The sequence below is a fragment of the Pseudomonas cavernae genome (assembly GCF_003595175.1).
In the GTDB taxonomy this organism is placed as follows: Bacteria; Pseudomonadota; Gammaproteobacteria; order Pseudomonadales; family Pseudomonadaceae; genus Aquipseudomonas; species Aquipseudomonas cavernae.
The window spans coordinates 1,383,909-1,400,671 of record NZ_CP032419.1; the positions used below are offsets into that span (position 1 = coordinate 1,383,909).

Annotated in this window: 12 protein-coding genes and 1 pseudogene; 9 read left to right on the forward strand and 4 right to left on the reverse strand. The window is 68.2% G+C overall.

From position 1 onward, the window contains the following. Positions 1 to 146 precede the first annotated feature (146 nt). From wecB to D3880_RS06415, 4 genes are read left to right on the forward strand one after another with little or no spacing between them, the layout of a single operon-like run. On the forward strand, positions 147 to 1,298 hold the full coding sequence (gene wecB, locus D3880_RS06400; RefSeq protein WP_119892656.1) for a non-hydrolyzing UDP-N-acetylglucosamine 2-epimerase: 1,152 nt from the start codon (positions 147 to 149) through the stop codon (positions 1,296 to 1,298). After that, positions 1,295 to 3,469: a cyclic di-3',5'-guanylate-activated glycosyltransferase NfrB gene (gene nfrB / locus D3880_RS06405; RefSeq protein WP_119892657.1), complete on the forward strand. Its 2,175-nt coding sequence runs from the start codon at positions 1,295 to 1,297 to the stop codon at positions 3,467 to 3,469. The genes wecB and nfrB overlap by 4 nt, the downstream gene beginning before the upstream one ends. Beyond that, positions 3,466 to 6,627, forward strand: coding sequence for an NfrA family protein (locus D3880_RS06410; protein ID WP_119892658.1), 3,162 nt, complete (start codon positions 3,466 to 3,468; stop codon positions 6,625 to 6,627). Before nfrB ends, D3880_RS06410 begins: the two co-directional genes overlap by 4 nt. Next, positions 6,627 to 7,466, forward strand: a complete 840-nt coding sequence (locus tag D3880_RS06415) for a DUF4434 family protein (RefSeq protein ID WP_119892659.1) — start codon at positions 6,627 to 6,629, stop codon at positions 7,464 to 7,466. Before D3880_RS06410 ends, D3880_RS06415 begins: the two co-directional genes overlap by 1 nt. A gap of 108 nt (positions 7,467 to 7,574) precedes the next feature. Here the strand turns inward: D3880_RS06415 and D3880_RS06420 are convergent, their stop codons facing one another. Beyond that, positions 7,575 to 9,362 (reverse strand): AMP-dependent synthetase/ligase, encoded by a 1,788-nt coding sequence (locus D3880_RS06420; protein WP_119892660.1) that lies wholly within the window; start codon positions 9,360 to 9,362, stop codon positions 7,575 to 7,577. Between the two features lie 193 nt (positions 9,363 to 9,555). Then, positions 9,556 to 10,389: a crotonase/enoyl-CoA hydratase family protein gene (locus tag D3880_RS06425; protein WP_119892661.1), complete on the reverse strand. Its 834-nt coding sequence runs from the start codon at positions 10,387 to 10,389 to the stop codon at positions 9,556 to 9,558. A gap of 104 nt (positions 10,390 to 10,493) precedes the next feature. Between D3880_RS06425 and D3880_RS06430 the strand changes: the two genes are divergently transcribed. The 4 genes from D3880_RS06430 (at position 10,494) to D3880_RS06445 (ending at position 13,850) form a co-directional block, all read left to right on the forward strand. Beyond that, positions 10,494 to 11,087: a TetR/AcrR family transcriptional regulator gene (locus tag D3880_RS06430; protein WP_119892662.1), complete on the forward strand. Its 594-nt coding sequence runs from the start codon at positions 10,494 to 10,496 to the stop codon at positions 11,085 to 11,087. Between the two features lie 202 nt (positions 11,088 to 11,289). Beyond that, complete coding sequence (locus tag D3880_RS06435) at positions 11,290 to 12,438, forward strand: aromatic ring-hydroxylating oxygenase subunit alpha (protein WP_162934945.1); 1,149 nt, start codon at positions 11,290 to 11,292, stop codon at positions 12,436 to 12,438. Positions 12,439 to 12,507: 69 nt separating this feature from the next. Beyond that, on the forward strand, positions 12,508 to 12,975 hold the full coding sequence (locus D3880_RS06440) for an RNA methyltransferase (RefSeq protein ID WP_119892664.1): 468 nt from the start codon (positions 12,508 to 12,510) through the stop codon (positions 12,973 to 12,975). A gap of 221 nt (positions 12,976 to 13,196) precedes the next feature. Next, positions 13,197 to 13,850, forward strand: coding sequence for a 7-cyano-7-deazaguanine/7-aminomethyl-7-deazaguanine transporter (locus tag D3880_RS06445; protein WP_119892665.1), 654 nt, complete (start codon positions 13,197 to 13,199; stop codon positions 13,848 to 13,850). A gap of 76 nt (positions 13,851 to 13,926) precedes the next feature. Here the strand turns inward: D3880_RS06445 and D3880_RS06450 are convergent. Continuing rightward, positions 13,927 to 14,522, reverse strand: a pseudogene (locus D3880_RS06450) (NADPH-dependent F420 reductase). 26 nt (positions 14,523 to 14,548) lie between these two features. Beyond that, positions 14,549 to 15,280: a 3-oxoacyl-ACP reductase family protein gene (locus D3880_RS06455; protein WP_119892666.1), complete on the reverse strand. Its 732-nt coding sequence runs from the start codon at positions 15,278 to 15,280 to the stop codon at positions 14,549 to 14,551. 341 nt (positions 15,281 to 15,621) lie between these two features. Between D3880_RS06455 and D3880_RS06460 the strand changes: the two genes are divergently transcribed. Further along, positions 15,622 to 16,569, forward strand: coding sequence for a LysR family transcriptional regulator (locus D3880_RS06460; protein WP_119892667.1), 948 nt, complete (start codon positions 15,622 to 15,624; stop codon positions 16,567 to 16,569). Positions 16,570 to 16,763 lie beyond the last annotated feature (194 nt).

A 16,763-nucleotide genomic window follows, 5' to 3' on the forward strand; every position in this document is an offset into this window, starting at 1 on the left:
CCCGGCTGGCAGGCCGGGTTTTTTATGCCTGCCAGTGGCCGCAGGCCTAAGCTGGAATTGCTTGACCCTCGTCAAGCCTGCCTCTGAACGTTCATGCGTTCATACGGGGCAGAAGCTCCGAATCCGCCAAGCGAGGTGAAGGTTTCATGCCCTATCGCGTGATGATGGTCTTCGGCACCCGTCCGGAGGCGATCAAGATGGCGCCCCTGGCGCGCGAGCTGCGGCAGCGGCCGGAGATCGAGCTGTACGTCTGCGTGACTGGCCAGCACCGCGAGATGCTCCAGCAGGTGCTGGATGCCTTCGAGCTGCAGGTCGACGAGAACCTCCAGGTGATGACCGAGGGGCAGACCCTCAACGGTCTCAGCCAGCAGCTGCTCGGCCGCCTGGACCAGGTGTACGAGGCGCAGCAGCCGGAAATCGTGCTGGTGCATGGCGACACCACCACCAGCTTCGTCGCCGCCCTGGCGGCGTTCCACCGGCACATCCCGGTGGCCCACGTCGAGGCCGGCCTGCGTACCGGCGACGTCAACTCGCCCTGGCCGGAGGAGGCCAACCGCCACCTCACCGCGGTGATCGCCAGCCTGCACTTCCCGCCCACCCGGCGGGCCCGCGACAACCTGCTCAGGGAGTGGGTGCCGCTGGAACAGATGGAGGTCACCGGCAACACGGTGATCGATGCGCTGCAGTGGATGCGCGCGCACCTGGACGAGGTGAACTGGCAGCCGGCGGCCGGCTCGCCGCTCGCCGCGTTGCCGAAGGCAGGCCGCCTGGTGCTGATCACCGGGCACCGGCGGGAGAACTTCGGCAAGGGCTTCGAGCGCATCTGCCAGGCGATCGCCGCACTGGCCGACAAGTACCCGGACGTGCTGTTCGTCTACCCGGTGCACCTCAACCCGCAGGTGCAGCAGCCGGTGCATGCGTTGCTCGGCGGGCGGGCCAACATCCGCCTGATCCCGCCGCAGGACTATCCGTCGTTCGTCTGGCTGATGGGCCGTTCGCACCTGATCCTCACCGATTCCGGCGGCATCCAGGAGGAGGCGCCGTCGCTCGGCAAGCCGGTGCTGGTGATGCGCCGCGACACCGAGCGGCCATCGGCGGTGGCGGCCGGCACGGTGCGCCTGGTGGGCACCAACCCGCAACGCATCGTCACCGAGACCAGCCTGCTGTTGGATGACGTCAATGAGTACCAGCAGATGAGCCAGGCCAGTAACCCCTATGGCGATGGCCATGCCAGCGAGCACATCGCCGACCGCCTGATCCTCTGGCTGCACGAACAGCACGAGGATGCCGCGGTATGAGTCTGGAGCTGGTCGGTCTGCTCGTTTACCTCCTCTATGTCCTGAAGCTCCTGGCCATCCTGCTGGCCTCGCTGATGTTGGTGCTCGGTCTGGATGACCTGTTCATCGATATCGCCTACTGGGTGCGCCTGCTGATCCGCCGCCTCCGTCTCTCCGGCAAGTTCGAGCGTGCCGACGAGCAGCGCCTGTTCTCGGTCGCCGAGCAGCCGCTGGCGATCATGGTGCCGGCCTGGCAGGAGGTCGGCGTGGTCGGCGAGATGGCCCGTCTGGCCGCCTCGAGCCTGGACTACGAGAACTACCAGATATTCGTCGGCACCTACCCCAACGACCCGCAGACCCAGGCGGACGTCGATGCCGTATGCCTGCATTATCCCAACGTGCACAAGGTGATCTGCGCGCGGCCGGGGCCGACCAGCAAGGCCGACTGCCTGAACAACGTGATCGACGCCATCCTGCGCTTCGAGGCCGACGCCCGGGTGCAGTTCGCCGGCTTCATCCTGCATGACGCCGAGGATGTGATCTCGCCGCTGGAGTTGCGGCTGTTCAACTACCTGTTGCCGGACAATGACATGATCCAGATTCCGGTCTACCCCTATGCGCCCAAGCTGTTCGGCTTGACCGCCGGGCATTACGTCGATGAGTTCGCCGAGAACCACGGCAAGGACATGGTGGTGCGCGAGGCGCTGACCGGCCAGGTGCCGAGCGCCGGGGTGGGCACCTGCTTCAGCCGGCGGGCGATCGTCGCCCTGCTGGAGGATGGCGACGGCATCGCCTTCGACGTGCAGAGCCTCACCGAGGACTACGACGTCGGTTTCCGCCTCAACCGTAAGGGCATGAAGTGCATCTTCGCCCGTTACTCGGTGACCGACCCGAAGCTGGCCCTGAACCGTAACTGGGCGCTCGGCATGGACCGCCATTTCGCCCAGGTGATCTGCGTGCGCGAGCACTTCCCGCGCCAGTTGCAGCACGCCATCCGGCAGAAGTCGCGGTGGATCACCGGCATCGTCTTCCAGGGCACCCGCAACCTCGGCTGGGCGTCGACCCTGGGGCTCAACTACTTCCTCTGGCGCGACCGCCGTGGCCTGTTCGCCTATGCCCTGGGCTTTCTGGTCAACCTGCTGCTCATCGTCCTGCTGAACATGTGGCTGGTGACCCTGCTGATGCCCGAGGCCTGGCGCTTCCAGTCGATCCTCACGGACAACCGCTTCCTAGCGGCGTTGCTGCTGATCAACGGCGCCCTGCTGGTCAACCGCCTGTTCCAGCGCTTCTGGTTCGTCAGCCGCTACTACGGCGTGGTCGAGGGCCTGCGCTCGGCGCCGCGGATGGTGTGGAGCAACGTCATCAACTTCTTCGCCAACCTGCGTGCCTTGCGCCAGGTGCTGGAAATGGGCGACTCGCGCCGCGTCGCCTGGGACAAGACCACCCATGAGTTCCCCGCCCTGGGCCTGCCGCAGCGCACCCCGCTCGGTCGTCGCCTGGTCGCGAAGGGGCTGATCAGCGAGGCGCAGCTGGAGGCGGTGGTCACCAGTCCGCTGCACCGTCGCCTGGGGCACGAGCTACTGTTGCGCGGGCTGATCGACAGCCAGCAGCTGCTGCAGACCCTGGCCGAGCAACTGGACATGGACGCGGCGCCGTTCAATCCGTTCAAGCTGGAGGCACGGCTGATCGCCGTCCTGCCGCGTCGGCTGGCGCTGCGCTATGCGGCGATCCCGCTGGCGGAGGAGGGCGACACCCTGGTGCTGGCCAGCGAGCGGCCGCTTAGCCAGGTGTCCCTCGGCGCCATTAGCCGTCAGCTCAAGCGCTCGGTGCGTTGCCGCTTGGCGCCGCAGGGCCGGGTCACCCTCGGCTTGCGCCACTGGTACCCGGGGCAGCATCAGTCCGAGGAGGTGCGCAGCGTATTGGCCGTGCTGGCGCGACATCAGGACGATGCCCAGCTGTTCGAGCGTATCTGCCGCCATCAGGTACTGCTCGGCGAGTTGCTGCAGGTGCGCGGCATGGTGCCGCCCAGCCTGTTCAACCAGGCGCTGATCGACTTCGATCCGGAGCGCGGCTCGCTCGGCGAACACTTGCTCAAGCGTGGCCTGATCAGCCAGGCAGTACTCGACCTGGCCCTCCAGGAGCAGGCCCAGGAACAGCGCGCGGCTTATCTGATCGCCCGGGAGGTCGCGTGAAACCAGGGCAAGGATTGATCCTCGGTGTGCTGCTGATACTCGGCGCGACCCGCTTGCCGGCGGCCGAGCCGCTGACTGATTTCCAGCGCTTTCGCAGCTTCCCCTACCTCGACCGCGCCTATCGCGAGGCGGACCGGCAGAACTGGGTGGAGGTCGAGCGGGTGACGCGCCATCTGCTCGACAGGGTGCCCAACAACGACGAAGCGCGGGCCCTGCTGGTCAAGGCGCTGGTCAAACAGGGGCGCTTCGAGGCGGCGCTGGAAAACGCCCACGGCCTGGATTCGCGCAGCCAGCTGGACATCCGCCTGGCCTGGATTGCCCAGGCGCCGCCGTCAGCGGAGCAAATGAACCAATGGCTGGCGCAGGCCAACAGCACCCAGCGCAGGCGCCTTTGGCAGGCCTACAGCCTCAGTCTGGCCAGGCAGGGCGGGCCGCGGCAGGCGCTCGACTGGCTGCAGCAGGTGCCCGACGACGGTGACGGACCGGCGCTGCGCCAGGCGCGGGCTAACTGGGCCGAGCAACTGCGCGACACCAGCACCACCATCGAGCAGCTGGCGCCGCTGGCGGCCAGCCGGCGACTCTCGGCGGAAAGCTGGCGGCGCCTGGCCAACGCCTATGTCCAGCAGCTGGATGACGAGGCGCTGGAGCAGTTGCTGCGCCAGGCGCCCTACGAGCGTGACGCCCAGGCCGCCCGCCGGGCCATGATCGAGCGGGCCATCGCCGTGGGCCAGACCGATATGGCCAAGCGCTGGCTGGCGGCCCTGCCGGAGTACGAGCAACCTGATGCCAGGCAGCGTCAGCAACTCTGGGAATTGGCCCGGCAGAGCGGCGACAGCCCGCTGGTGCGACGCCTCAGCGACGAGTTGCAACGGCCCTGCCTGGAAACCGCCGAGTGGCTGTCGACCCGCGACCGACCGGCGGCCCTCGAGCAACTGCGCGAATGCAACCCGCAGGCCGACCCGCAAGCCTGGCTGGTGCTGGCCCAGCGCCTGCAGGCCGACCAGCTGCTGCAACGCCAGCACCTGCCGGAGCCCTGGGACACGGCGCGGCGCGAGCGGCTACTGGAAATCTGGCAGCAGCAGGGCCGCAGCGACCGGGCTTTGGCCTGGCTGGCCGCCCAGCCGCAGACCCCGGCGATCCTGAGGAAGCGTGCCGAGCTGCTGCAGGCCAGCGGCCGCGCCAGCGAGGCGCAGGCGCTGTGGGAGCGTGAGTACCGGCAGACCGGCAGTCTCGCCGCGCTCGATCAGGCCAGCTACCTGGCGCTGCGCACCGGCCAGGACGCGCGCGCGCAACGCCTGCTGGAGGGCGCCTTCGACCGCCACCGCGGGCGCCTGCCAGCGGCACTGCTGCAGCGGCTGGCCGGCCTCTACGCCAAGGCCGCCACGCCACTGGACGCGGCCCGCGTCGAGCGCCTGCTGGCGCGCGTCGACCCGGCTTCGCGGGCGCAGCTGCTCGGCCGTCTGGCCGAGGCCGGGCGCTGCGATCTGGTGGGCCGGCAGATCTCGGAGCAACCGAGCGAAACCGGCGAGCTGCGCGCCCTCGGCCGCTGCGCCATGCCCGAGCGCCCCGGCGCGGCGGTGGTCTACTACCAGGCCGCGTTGCAGCGCGGCGACTGGGACAGCCGCCTGCCGCTGGCCTACGCCCTGGAGGCCGCCGGGGATTCGCCGGGCGCCTGGCGTATCTGGCAGGGCTTCGACGACCGCGAGCTGAACGACAACGCGCACCTGACTGCCAGCCGCAGCGCCCTGAACGCCGGCGACGCGGCGGCCGCCGAACGCCATTGGCAGCAGGCGCAGCATGCCGCCGCCGACGACTGGGCGCTCGGTGCGGCCATCGCCCAGGCTCGGGGCGATTCGCAGCTGGCCCTGCAGCGCCAGCGCGAAGCCCTGCAGCACCGGCCGCGTGCCGAGCATTACTACGTCGCCGCCAACCTTGCGCAGCAGGCCGGCGACCCGGCGCAAGGCAACGCCTGGCTGGCCGAGGCGGTGCGCCTGGCGCCGGATCAGCCGCGCTACCGCGCCGACTACGGCATACGCCTGGCCGGCGCCCCGAGCAAGGACGAGCGGCGCCTGGCGATCCCCTACCTGGAGCAGACCAGCCGCGACTTCCCCGAGGATTACCGCCTCGCCGAGACCCTGGCCTGGCGCTACGCCGAGGCCGGGGACGGCACCGCCACGCGCCGTGAGCTGCGCCGGGCGATCGACCTGGAGCAGCAGCCGGTGGCCGGCGCCGACCAGTACGGCAGCCTGGAGGCGCGCCGCTACCGCCAGCGCCGCGCCCACCAGGCGCTGTCGCAGCGCGACAATCTGACCTTGGCCAGCGTCTGGTCGCCGGCCGGGGTCGCGACCTACAGCGTGCCGCTGCCCAACGACCAGACTGGCGAACGCCGCCGCTCCTCCGCGCAGAACGTGCAGCTGGCGATCTGGGACCACGCCCTTGGCGACGAGCCGAGCCGCGATGGCCGCAGCCTGTCGGTGTATGGCCGGGTGCTGGCCGGTGCCGCCGGGCGCAAGCTCTACAACCAGTACGTCGGTGCCGGCGTCGGCCTGCGCTACAAACCGTTCGGCGACTACAACCTCAACCTGTACGGCGAGCTGTACAAGCAGAACCAGGACCCCAGCGAAGGCAACCCGGACGAGGTCTTTGCCGGCCAGCGCTGGAACAAACTGTGGACGCCGAAGAAGTTCGAGCGCGAGATTCGCCAGCGCGACAAGGACTTCCAGACCTCCACCGACTACCTGCTGCGCGCGACTGCCTCGTTCCTCGACCAGGACGAGTACCGCAACGACTGGCGCGTCGACGAGAGCGACTGGAGCGAGCGTTCCCTCTACCTCGATGCCGCCTGGTGGACCCGCGCCGGCGATCATCAATGGCTGTCGCGCTTCCAGCAGGGGCATGCCTGGAAGCTGCCGGTCGGCTCGCCGCAAACCCTGATGCCCTATGGCTTCGCCGAGTTCGCCACGCAGGACCCGGACAACGACTGGCGCCAGGACCTGCGCGGCGGCGTCGGCCTGCGCTGGCAGTACTGGTACGGCGACGACCGCTACAACGCCTACCGCGCCCACGTCACGGTGCGCAGCGAGTACCAGTGGGGGCTGGGCGGCAATCTCTATGAACGGGCCGATGGCTGGCTGCTGGGCGTCGAGGTGAACTTCTGATGCGCCGGCTACTGTTCGGCTTGTGCCTGCTGCTTGCGCTCGTCCAGGCGCGGGCCGAGGAGCGCCTGTTCTACCAGCCGCTGAACGTCGACGCGGCGCTGTCCCAGCAGGACTGGACGCAGCTCTGGCAGGCCAGCGCCCAGCAGGGCGTGCGGACCCTGATCGTGCAATGGAGCGCCTATGGCGATGCCGATTTCGGCGGCCGTGACGGCTGGCTGGCGCAATCGCTGCGCCAGGCCCGGGCGCAGGGCCTCGAGCTGGTGCTGGGGTTGTATATGGACCCGGCCTACTACCAGCGCAGCAATGAACTCGACAGCGCCGGCCTGGCCGCCTACTGGCAGTACCAGCTCGGTCGCTCGCTGGCGCTGCAGCAACGCTTGCGTCAGGACTGGCAACTGCCGGTGGCCGGCTGGTATCTGCCGCTGGAGCTGGACGACCTGCATTTCCAGGCGCCGGAGCGGCGCCAGGCGCTGCAGGCCCAGATCAAGGACTTCGCCGGCCAGCTGGACGCGCCGCTGCACCTCAGCGCCTTCAGTGCCGGCAAGCTGGCGCCGCAGACCTATGCCGGCTGGTTGGCTGGGCTGGGCGAGCTCGGCATTCAGGTCTGGTGGCAGGACGGCGCCGGCACCGGCAGCCTGGCGCCGCTGGTGCGCCAGGCCTACGAACGGGCGCTGCCGTGCACGGTCGGCGTGGTGCGCGAGGCGTTCCGCCAGACCAGCGCGGAAGGTCAACCATTTCGCGCAGTGCCGGCCGAGCCGCAGGCACTAAGCGCCGGCTGTCATGCGGTGGCGCTGTTCGAGTTGCGCTATCGGCCCTGGGGCGCGCGATTGCTCAAATGATGGGTATCGCTGCGCTCAACCCATCCTACGGTCTACGGTCGCGAACAGCTGACGCTCTTGTAGGTTGGGTTGAGCGCAGCGATACCCAAAAAGCGTCCACCCCCGGACTCACCCCAGCCGGCGCGCCGTCACTGGACTGTCCTCGGCATACAGGCTTTCCAGCAACTCGGCGAAATGCCGCTCGATCAGCGGGCGTTTGAGCTTCTGGGTCGGCGTCAGCTCGTCCTCGTCCTGACTGAGCAGGCGCGGTAGCAGGGCCCAGGCCTTGATCCGCTCGACCTGCGCCAGTTCGGCGTTGACCTCATCGATATGCGCCTGCAGCTCGCTCCGCAGCGCCGGCGCCTGCAGCCAGTCGGCATGGCCGCCGCCCAGCCCCAGCCGGCGTGCCCAGGCGGCCAGGCGTTCCGGGTCGAGGGCGAGCAGGGCGGCGAGGTACTTGCGCCGGTCGCCATGCACCAGCGCCTGCTCGACCAGCGGCTGCTGCTTGAGGCGCGCCTCGATGGCGCTCGGCGCGATGTTCTTGCCGCCGGCGGTGATGATCAGCTCCTTCTTGCGCCCGGTCAGCCACAGGTAGCCGTCCGCGTCGATCCGGCCGAGGTCGCCGCTGCGCAGCCAGCCGTCTGCGCTGAAGGTCTCGGCGGTCTTCTCCGGTTGGCCGAAATAGCCCTGGAACACCAAGGGCCCGCGCACCAGCACCTCGCCATCGTCGGCGATGCGCAGCTCGGTGCCCGACAGCGCCCTGCCGACCGAGCCGGCCTTGGCGATGCCCGCCTCGTTGCTGGTCAGGAAGGCGGTGGATTCCGACATGCCCCAGCCTTCGCGCAGCGGCAGGCCGAGCGCGGCGTAGAACTCGACCAAATGCGCATCCAGCGGCGCACCGCCGCCGACCAAGGTGCGGATGCGCGCGCCGAATAGCTTGGTGCGCAGCTTATCGAGCACCAGACGGCGGGCCAGCCAGCCGCTCAGCGCGTTGCCCTGGCCGCGGGCGCGCCGTGCCCCGGTCGCTAAGGCCCAGTCGAACAGGCGCTGCTTGCCGGGCGGCAGGGCGGCGCGTTGGGCCTTGACCGCGGCGTGGAACTTCTCGAACAGGCGCGGCACGCTGCCGAAGAAGTCCGGCTGCACCTCGGCCAGCGCCCGCTGGATGTCGTTGAGATCTGGCACATAGGCGGCCTGCGCGCCGGCCCAGAGGCGCTGGTAGTGGCCGATCACCCGTTCGCCGACATGCGCCATGGGCAGGAAGGCGACGCTGGTATAGCGCCCGGTGGCGACTTGGTACTGGCTAATGAAGGCCAGCAGATTGGCATGGCCGAGCATCGCCGCCTTCGGCTCGCCGGTGGTGCCGGAGGTAAACACCAGATTGGCCAGCGACTGCGGGCCGAGCGCCCGCCAGCGCTGTTCCAGCTGGTCGGCGGGGATACGTTCGGCGCCAGCGCGGAACTGCTCGAGAGGCACATGGCCGCTACCGGCCAGGGCTTCATCGATACACACCACGCTCAGGCCGTCTTCGTGCAACGGCAGGGCCTGGCTGGAGTGCTCGACGAACAGCAGGCGACAGCCGGCGCGTTGCAGTTGCTGCGCCGCCTGGTTGGGGCTGAGGCTGGGATACAGGCCGACGCTGACCGCGCCGACGTTGAGGATGGCGAAATCCAACAGGCTCCACTCGACTCGGGTGCGACTCCAGATCGCCACCCGGTCGCCGGGCTTTACGCCGTGGGCGATCAGGGCGCGGGCGAGCCGATTGGCTTGCGCGGCGACTTCGCCCCAGCTCAGGCTTTGCCAGCGGCCGTCGTGCAGGCGCTGTTGGGTGGCCGGCCAATCCGGCGTGGTCGCCGCGCGCCAGGCGAGCAGCGCGGGGATGCTGGGCAGGTCGTGGGGCGGTTGCGGTACTGCGCTCATCGAACACTCCTTATTCGCTGCTTGGCTAAACACTGTAGGGCGGGTTAGCCGCGTAGCGGCGTAACCCGCCGAGGACCTGGTGGGTTACGCCTTCGGCTAACCCACCCTACGGCTGTGTCTTCCTCCCCTCGCCCTCCTTTCTTTTATGGAGCAGGGGAGAGGGGACTGTCCGAGTGACGGATGAGGCGCGCTGTCAGGGAATTGGCTGCCCCGAATCGCGCTCGCGCACCGCCTGATTGAAGCCGACTTCCTCGCAACGCGCCTTGAAGCGCACGCCTTCCGGGCTGTGGCGGGTGATGCCGTCGAACAGCGTGGCGAACATCTGCGTGCTCTCCAGGCCCATGTTGTGGAAGGACTGGTTGATCATCAGCTTCTGCATCATCAGCTGGTTCTTGGGGATGCCCTGCATGCGCCCGACCAGCGCATCCACCGCCGCATCCAGCTCGGCCAGCGGCACGCTCTGGTAGACCAGGCCGAGGCGCTGAGCCTCGCGGCCGTCGATCAGGTCGCCGGTCAGCAGCATGCGCTTGGCCTTCTCGGCACCGAGGCGATAGACCCACATGGCCGTGGTCGGGCAGCCCCAGACCCGCGCCGGCGGGTAACCGATCTGCGCCTCCTCGGCCATCACGATCAGGTCGCAGCACAGCGCGATGTCGCTGCCGCCAGCCACCGCCGGGCCGTTGACCTTGGCGACCACCGGCTTGTAGCTGCGGAACAGGCTCATGAACTGCTCAGTGTTCCGCTTCATCAGCGCGTAGTCGACCATCGGGTCCCAGGGCATTTCCTGGCTGCCATAGACGCCACGCGGGTTCTCGGCGAAGAACTTGAGGTCGTAGCCGCTGCAGAAGCCGCGCCCGGCGCCGGTGAGGACGATGACATGCACGCCGTCGTCGGCATTGGCGCGGGCCACGGCGGCGGCGATGTCGTCGGGCATGCGGTCGTCGATGGCGTTGAGGCGCTCGGGGCGGTTGAGGGTGAGGGTGGCCACGCGGCCGGTGACGCTGTAATGCACGGTGGATTCGGTCATGGCGGAAGGCTCCGGCGATTATTTTTGTGGTGCGGCTTGGCACCGCTGAAGAAATAAGTAAACTGAATTCACTTTTATTGTCTAGCAATTTATCGAGTGCAGTGATGGCCGATCTTTCCCCCAAAGCCCTGAAAACCCGCGCCGGCCTGCTGGATGCGGCCCGCAGCGAACTCTTGGAGCAGGGCGGCGGCCTGGAAGTCGGCCGGGTGGCCGAGCGTGCCGGTGTGTCGGTCGGGCTGATCTACCGCTACTTCAACTCGCGCGCCGGGCTGCTGGCGGCGGTGGCCGAGGACTTCTACGACCGCTACCAGGAACAGGTGATGGCCGCCGATCCGCTGCCGGATGCGGCCGACTGGTCCAGCCGTGAGGAGCAGCGCACCCGTCGTGCGGTGGACTTCGTCTACGCCGAGCCGCTGGCGCCGCTGGTGCTGGTCAGCCTGGCGCGCGAACCGGAAGTCGCCGCGCTGGAGGCCCAGCGCACCGCCGAAAACGTCCGCCAGGGCGCCGACAACATCCGCCGCGGCCAGGCCGCCGGCCAGCTCAATGCCGGCCTCGACCCGGAGCTGGTGTCGGCGATGATCTTAGGCGGCATGCATCAGGCGCTGCTCGAAGCTTTGGGGCGCAACCCGCGCCCGGCCGCCGAGCAGCTGGCGCGGCAACTTTGGCACTTTATTCGCGGGGCCTTGGCGCCGCTCTGATCGGTAGCCCGGATGCCTCCGGGCTACGACCGTAGGTTGGCGTTGAGCGCAGCGATACCCAACAAGCGGCGGATCGGGCTGCGAAAGGGATCGCCGGATGGCGGAGAGATGGGTATCGCGTTGCTCAACCCATCCTACGCAGAGCCTTGGCACCCAACCACGAGCTGAAAGGCTCCGACAAAACAACAAACAGGAGACCACCATGCAGCACGCCACCCAGGTCGAACTGCTCAAACGCACCCTGGCCCTGATCGAACAAGGCCAGACCGACTGCGCGCCGGCGCCCTCGGCGCTGCCGGTGGATGTCTATCTGGATGCAGAGCGCTACCGCCGCGAGCGCGAAGAAATCCTCCGTCGCGAGCCGGTGCTGGTGGCGCGCTCCAGCGAGATCGCCGCCGGCCACTTCCTCACCCGCGAGCTGCTCGCGCCGCTGCTGCTGAGCCGCGACGAGCAGGGCCGCCTGCGCGGCTTCCTCAACGTCTGCAAGCATCGCGGCACCCAGTTGGTTGGCGAGGCCAGCGGCAAGAACCGGGTGTTCGTCTGCCCCTATCACGCCTGGGCCTACAACCCGGACGGCCAGCTGCGCGGCATCCCCCACGGCTACGGCTTCGAGGGCATCGACCGCGCCTGCCTGAACCTCACTGAAGTGCCGGTGGCCGAGCGTTTCGGCGCGGTGTGGGTGCGGTTGTCGCCGGGGCCGGCGTTGGACCTGGAGGCCTTCTTCGGCCCAGAGATCCTCGCCGACTTCGACAGCTTCGGCCTCGACGAGCATGTGATCTTCGACCCGCGCGACATTCGCCGGCCGGTCAACTGGAAGCTGACCATCGACACCTTCCTCGAGAACTACCACGTGCAGAAGGCCCACCAGGCCACCATCGACCACCTGTTCTGGCCCAACCTCGGGCTGTTCGAGCGCTTCGGCCGGCACATCCGCAACTACTACGTGAAGCGCAACCTGCGCGACATCCTCGACCAGCCGGAAAGCGCCTGGAATCTGCGCCGCCACGGCAACCTGCTGTATTTCCTCTGGCCCAACACCCTGGTGCTGGTCGAGCCGGACCACATCGACTTCTCCAGCGTCTATCCCGATGGCCCGCTGGCCACCCGCGTGCTCGGCCACACCCTGCTCAGCGAGCAGCCGGCCAGCGACAAGGCGCGGCGCTACTTCGAGAAGAACAACGAGATCCTCTATTCCGCCCTGGAAGAGGATTTCGCCCTGGCCGCGCGGGTGCAGACCGGCATCCAGGCCGGCGCCAGCGACCGCCTCTGGCATGGCCGCTTCGAGCCGGCGCTGAAGTGGTTCCACCAGAGCCTGGACGAGGCGTTGGGCGATAAGCGGGTGATCGAGTAGGGATGTTGCTGCCGGGCGGCAGCGGGGATGCTGGCCACGTATACTCGCCGTTTTTCGCGAGTCCCTGCCATGAGCAACAAGAGATACGCCTGTATCGGCCTGAGCAATCCCAAGTCGCCGTCGAATGTCGGAGCGATCATGCGCGCCGCCGGCTGTTATGGCGTCAGTTCGGTGTTCTACACCGGTACCCGCTACGATCGGGCCAAGGACTTCATCACCGACACCAAGAAGGTCCACCAGGACATTCCGCTGATCAATATCGACGACCTGCGCAAGATCCTCCCGCTCGGCTGTACGCCGGTCGCCGTGGAGCTGGTCGAAGGCGCTCGCGCGTTGCCGACCTACACCCACCCGGACCGGGCGCTGTATATCTTCGGCGCGGAAGACGGCTCGCTGAGCAAAGAGATTCGCGACTGGTGCGAAGACGTGATCTACATCCCCACCAACGGCTGTATGAACCTCGCCGCCACGGTCAACGTGGTGCTCTACGACCGCCTGGCCAAGGGCAGCAACACCCGCTCCGGGCCACAGTTCTAGCCGCTGAGCAAGCCAAGGAGCCGCCGGCTGGCGGTGATGGGTAGCGCCGGCTCAACCCATCCGACGAACCGAGCGGTCGCGGCGGTGCTATAACCTGACCTAAAAGACAAGAAACCGAGCGGCGGTGCTACTCGGCCCGCCGGCAAGCAGGTAAACTGCGCGCCGCTGTCCATCCCGGGCGGAATGGGTTCCCTAACCCCATCGATCAAAAAGGTCTGCCAATGACTCTGCTTTCCCCGCAACGCCGGCGCCTGGCGCTCGGCGCCCTGATCGCGTTCCACATCCTGATCATCATCGCCAGCAACTATCTGGTGCAGCTGCCGATCACCCTGTTCGGCTGGCACACCACCTGGGGCGCGTTCAGCTTTCCGTTCATCTTCCTGGCCACCGACCTGACCGTGCGCCTGCTCGGCAAGCAGTCGGCGCGGCAGGTGATCGCCCGGGTGATGCTGCCGGCGCTGTTGGTCTCCTACGGGGTCTCGGTGCTGTTCCAGGAGGCGGAGTTCCGCGGCCTGGGCGCGCTGCTGCAGTTCAACGAGTTCGTCCTGCGCATCTCCCTGGCCAGCTTCCTCGCCTACGTGTTCGGCCAAATCCTCGACATCCAGGTGTTCGACCGCCTGCGCCGTCTGCCGCAGTGGTGGATCGCGCCGAGCCTGTCCACCGTGGTCGGCAACCTGCTGGACACCTTCGTGTTCTTCGCGGTGGCCTTTTGGCACAGCAGCAACCCCTTCATGGCCGAGCACTGGGTGGAGATCGCCACGGTGGACTACGGCGTCAAGCTGACGGTCAGCCTGGTGCTGTTCGTGCCGCTCTACGGTGTGCTGCTCAATGCCCTGCTGCGCCTGTTGGCCGGACGCACAACGGCGACCGCCTGATAGGTTTACCGACCTTCTGCTCAGGCGTCTTACCCCCCTCTCCCGTTTGCGGGGGAGGGGACTGCTCCCGAATTTTTCAATCGAACTTGACCAGGTTGAGCGCCGGCAGTGGCCCGCCGGGAAACTGCGCCAGACGCCCGCCTGCGCCCAGCGAGCCGAGATCGATGGGGAAGAAGCCGAGCCGCTCGATCAACTGCGCGACTGTCGCTTTCGCCCCGGCGTCGTTGCCGGAGAGAAACAGCACGCGGCGACCGCCTTCGCCCCGTGGGTCGCCGGCGAGCAGGGCGGGGCTGAGGTGGTTGAAGGCCTTGACCAGCCGCGCGCCGGGCAGCAGTTCGGCCACCACCTTGCTGGAGGCGCGGCCGCCGAGGTCGATGGCCTCGAAGCGCGGCGCCTCGATCGGGTTGTTGGTGTCGATGACGATGCGTCCGCTCCACGGGCCAAGGCCAGCGCAGCGGGCAGCTTCGACCAGTTCACCGCGAGGAACACTAGGTCCGCCTGCGCGGCTTGCGCGGCGCTCACCGCTTGGACCCGCGGGCCGAGCCGTTCGACCAGCGCGGCCAGGCTCTGCGCTCCGCGGCTGTTGGCGATGGCGACGTCGATCCCGGTGGCGGCCAGGGCTTTGGCGATGGCCGAGCCGATGGCGCCGGCGCCGATGATGGCAATGTTCATGACGAATCACTCCTGCGCATGATGAATCAGGCGGTAAAGCCGCCATCGACCAACAGTTCGGCGCCGCTGACGAACGCGGCCTGCGGGCTGGCGAGGTAGGCGACCGCGGCGGCGATGCCCTCACCGCTGCCATAGCGGCCGACCGCGATGCTCGGCTTGACGAAATCGGCGACCGGGCCGTCGGCCGGGTTCATGTCGCTGTCGGTCGGCCCCGGATGCGCGGTGTTGACCGTGATCCCGCGCGGGCCGAGGTCGCGCACCAGGCCGCGCGTGAAGCCGGCCACCGCGCCCTTGCTCAGGGTGTAGGCCGAGGCGGTGGCGAAGGCGGCGTACTGCACCATCGAGCTGCCGATCTGGATGATCCGTCCGCCCTGGCCCATGTGCCGCAGGGCTTCCTGGGTGGCGACGAACACGCCGGTGACGTTCACCGCGAGGATGCGCTGGAAGTCGGCGAAGGCGATCTCCTCGGGCGCGCCGAGCACGCTGATGCCGGCGTTGTTGACCAGGATGTCGAGTTTGCCGAAGGTCGCGGCGATCTGGCTGACGGCGGCGCGTACCGCTTCGGGGTTGCCGGCGTCGGCCTGGATGGCGAGGGCCTGGCCACCGGCGGCAACGATGGCGCCGACCACGGCGTCGGCCTTGTCCTTCGAGGCGTGGTAGGTGATGGCGCCGCTGGCGCCGTCGGCGGCCAGACGCTTGGCGATGGCCGCGCCGATGCTGCGCGAGGCGCCGGTGACCAGGGCGACTTTGCCTTGCAGGGGTTGCGGGTTGCTTGCGTTGTTCGTGCTGGATGCCTCGGGGTGGGTTGGGTGTCGAGGCTATGAAACGCCCATCGACTCCTGCGCAGTAGCGGGTAATGGCTAGAATCACTTTCAAGCAATGCTTGAAGACTGTCTGGTGAAGGGCAGGGCTTTTTGCAGGAGCGGATTTATCCGCGAACCCGGGATAAAGGCGGTGCCAAGCCTTTCGCGAATGAATTCGCTCCTACAGGTTCGTAATGTGCTGACAACCCGCAGGGCGGGGCAGCGCCCTGGCCATCTGGATTTCCCGGATTGCATCCGGGCTACGACACCGCCAACCCATGACTGGGACATAGCCCATGGAAACCCTCGCCAACCTCGAATCCTTCGTGCGCAGCGCCGAGTCCGGCAGCTTCTCCGCCGCCGCCCGGCGCCTGGCCCTGACCCCAGCGGCGGTCAGTCGCAACGTCGCTCAGCTGGAGGCCAACCTCGGCGTGCGCCTATTCCAGCGCAGCACCCGGCGATTGCCCCTGACCGAAGCCGGCGAGCGCTTCCTGCAGACCGTCAGCGGCGGCCTCGACAGCATCCAGTCCGCCATCGCCGACCTGACCAGCAACGCCGGGCAGCCGGCCGGCGTGCTCAAGCTCAGTGCCGCGCCGAGCTTCGGTCGCGACTACCTGCTGCCGCTGATGCCGGAATTCCTCGCCCGCTATCCGGCGGTGCAGCCGGACTGGCATCTGGATAACCGCCAGGTAGACCTGATCGCCGAGGGCTTCGACGTCGCCATCGGCGGCGGCTTCGAGCTGACCCCGGGCGTGGTGGCGCGTCGGCTGGCGCCCGCGCATCTGGTGGCGGTGGCGACGCCTACTTACCTGCAGGGCCGGCGCTTGCCGAGCATGCCGGAGGAATTACAGGAACTGGATTGCCTGGCGATGCGCTCGATGCAGAACGGGAGGGTGCGGCTGTGGCACATGCGCAACGCGGCGGGCGCCGAACGGGCGCTGGAGTTGCAGCCGCGGATGACGGTCAACGACCCGCAGGCGCTGTGTCGCGGCGTGCTGCTGGATATGGGCGTGGCCCTGCTGGCCATGCCGGATGTGCTGGCGCATTTAGACAGCGGCGCGCTGGTGCGCCTGCTGCCGGACTGGTACGTGGACGCCGGACCGATCTCCCTGTACTTCAGCAGCCAGAAGCTGCTGCCGGCCAAGACCCGCGCCTTCATCGACTTCGTCACCGCCGCCGCCAGGGAACGCGAATGGGCGACGCGCCTTTCGGTCAGCGGGGGACCGCCCCGTAGGATGGGTTGAGCGAAGCGATACCCATAGCCAACGCCAAACATGACGGGTATCGCGCTGCGTCCGGCCGACCACGCGGCTCAACCCATCCTACGGGCTGCTCAATGCCCTGCTGCGCCTGCTGGCCGGGCGCGCGATGGCGACGGACTGAAAGCTTTCCCTGTGCCGGACGCGACCTCCGGCCAAGGCGTTTTATCCCCTCTCCC

Bases quoted from the DNA above. Each gene is read 5' to 3' on its own strand.
- wecB (WP_119892656.1), top strand. From the start codon at position 147: ATGCCCTATCGCGTGATGATGGTCTTCGGCACCCGTCCGGAGGCGATC.
- nfrB (WP_119892657.1), top strand. From the start codon at position 1,295: ATGAGTCTGGAGCTGGTCGGTCTGCTCGTTTACCTCCTCTATGTCCTG.
- D3880_RS06415 (WP_119892659.1), top strand. From the start codon at position 6,627: ATGCGCCGGCTACTGTTCGGCTTGTGCCTGCTGCTTGCGCTCGTCCAG.
- D3880_RS06420 (WP_119892660.1), bottom strand. From the start codon at position 9,362: ATGAGCGCAGTACCGCAACCGCCCCACGACCTGCCCAGCATCCCCGCG.
- D3880_RS06425 (WP_119892661.1), bottom strand. From the start codon at position 10,389: ATGACCGAATCCACCGTGCATTACAGCGTCACCGGCCGCGTGGCCACC.
- D3880_RS06430 (WP_119892662.1), top strand. From the start codon at position 10,494: ATGGCCGATCTTTCCCCCAAAGCCCTGAAAACCCGCGCCGGCCTGCTG.
- D3880_RS06435 (WP_162934945.1), top strand. From the start codon at position 11,290: ATGCAGCACGCCACCCAGGTCGAACTGCTCAAACGCACCCTGGCCCTG.
- D3880_RS06440 (WP_119892664.1), top strand. From the start codon at position 12,508: ATGAGCAACAAGAGATACGCCTGTATCGGCCTGAGCAATCCCAAGTCG.
- D3880_RS06445 (WP_119892665.1), top strand. From the start codon at position 13,197: ATGACTCTGCTTTCCCCGCAACGCCGGCGCCTGGCGCTCGGCGCCCTG.
- D3880_RS06460 (WP_119892667.1), top strand. From the start codon at position 15,622: ATGGAAACCCTCGCCAACCTCGAATCCTTCGTGCGCAGCGCCGAGTCC.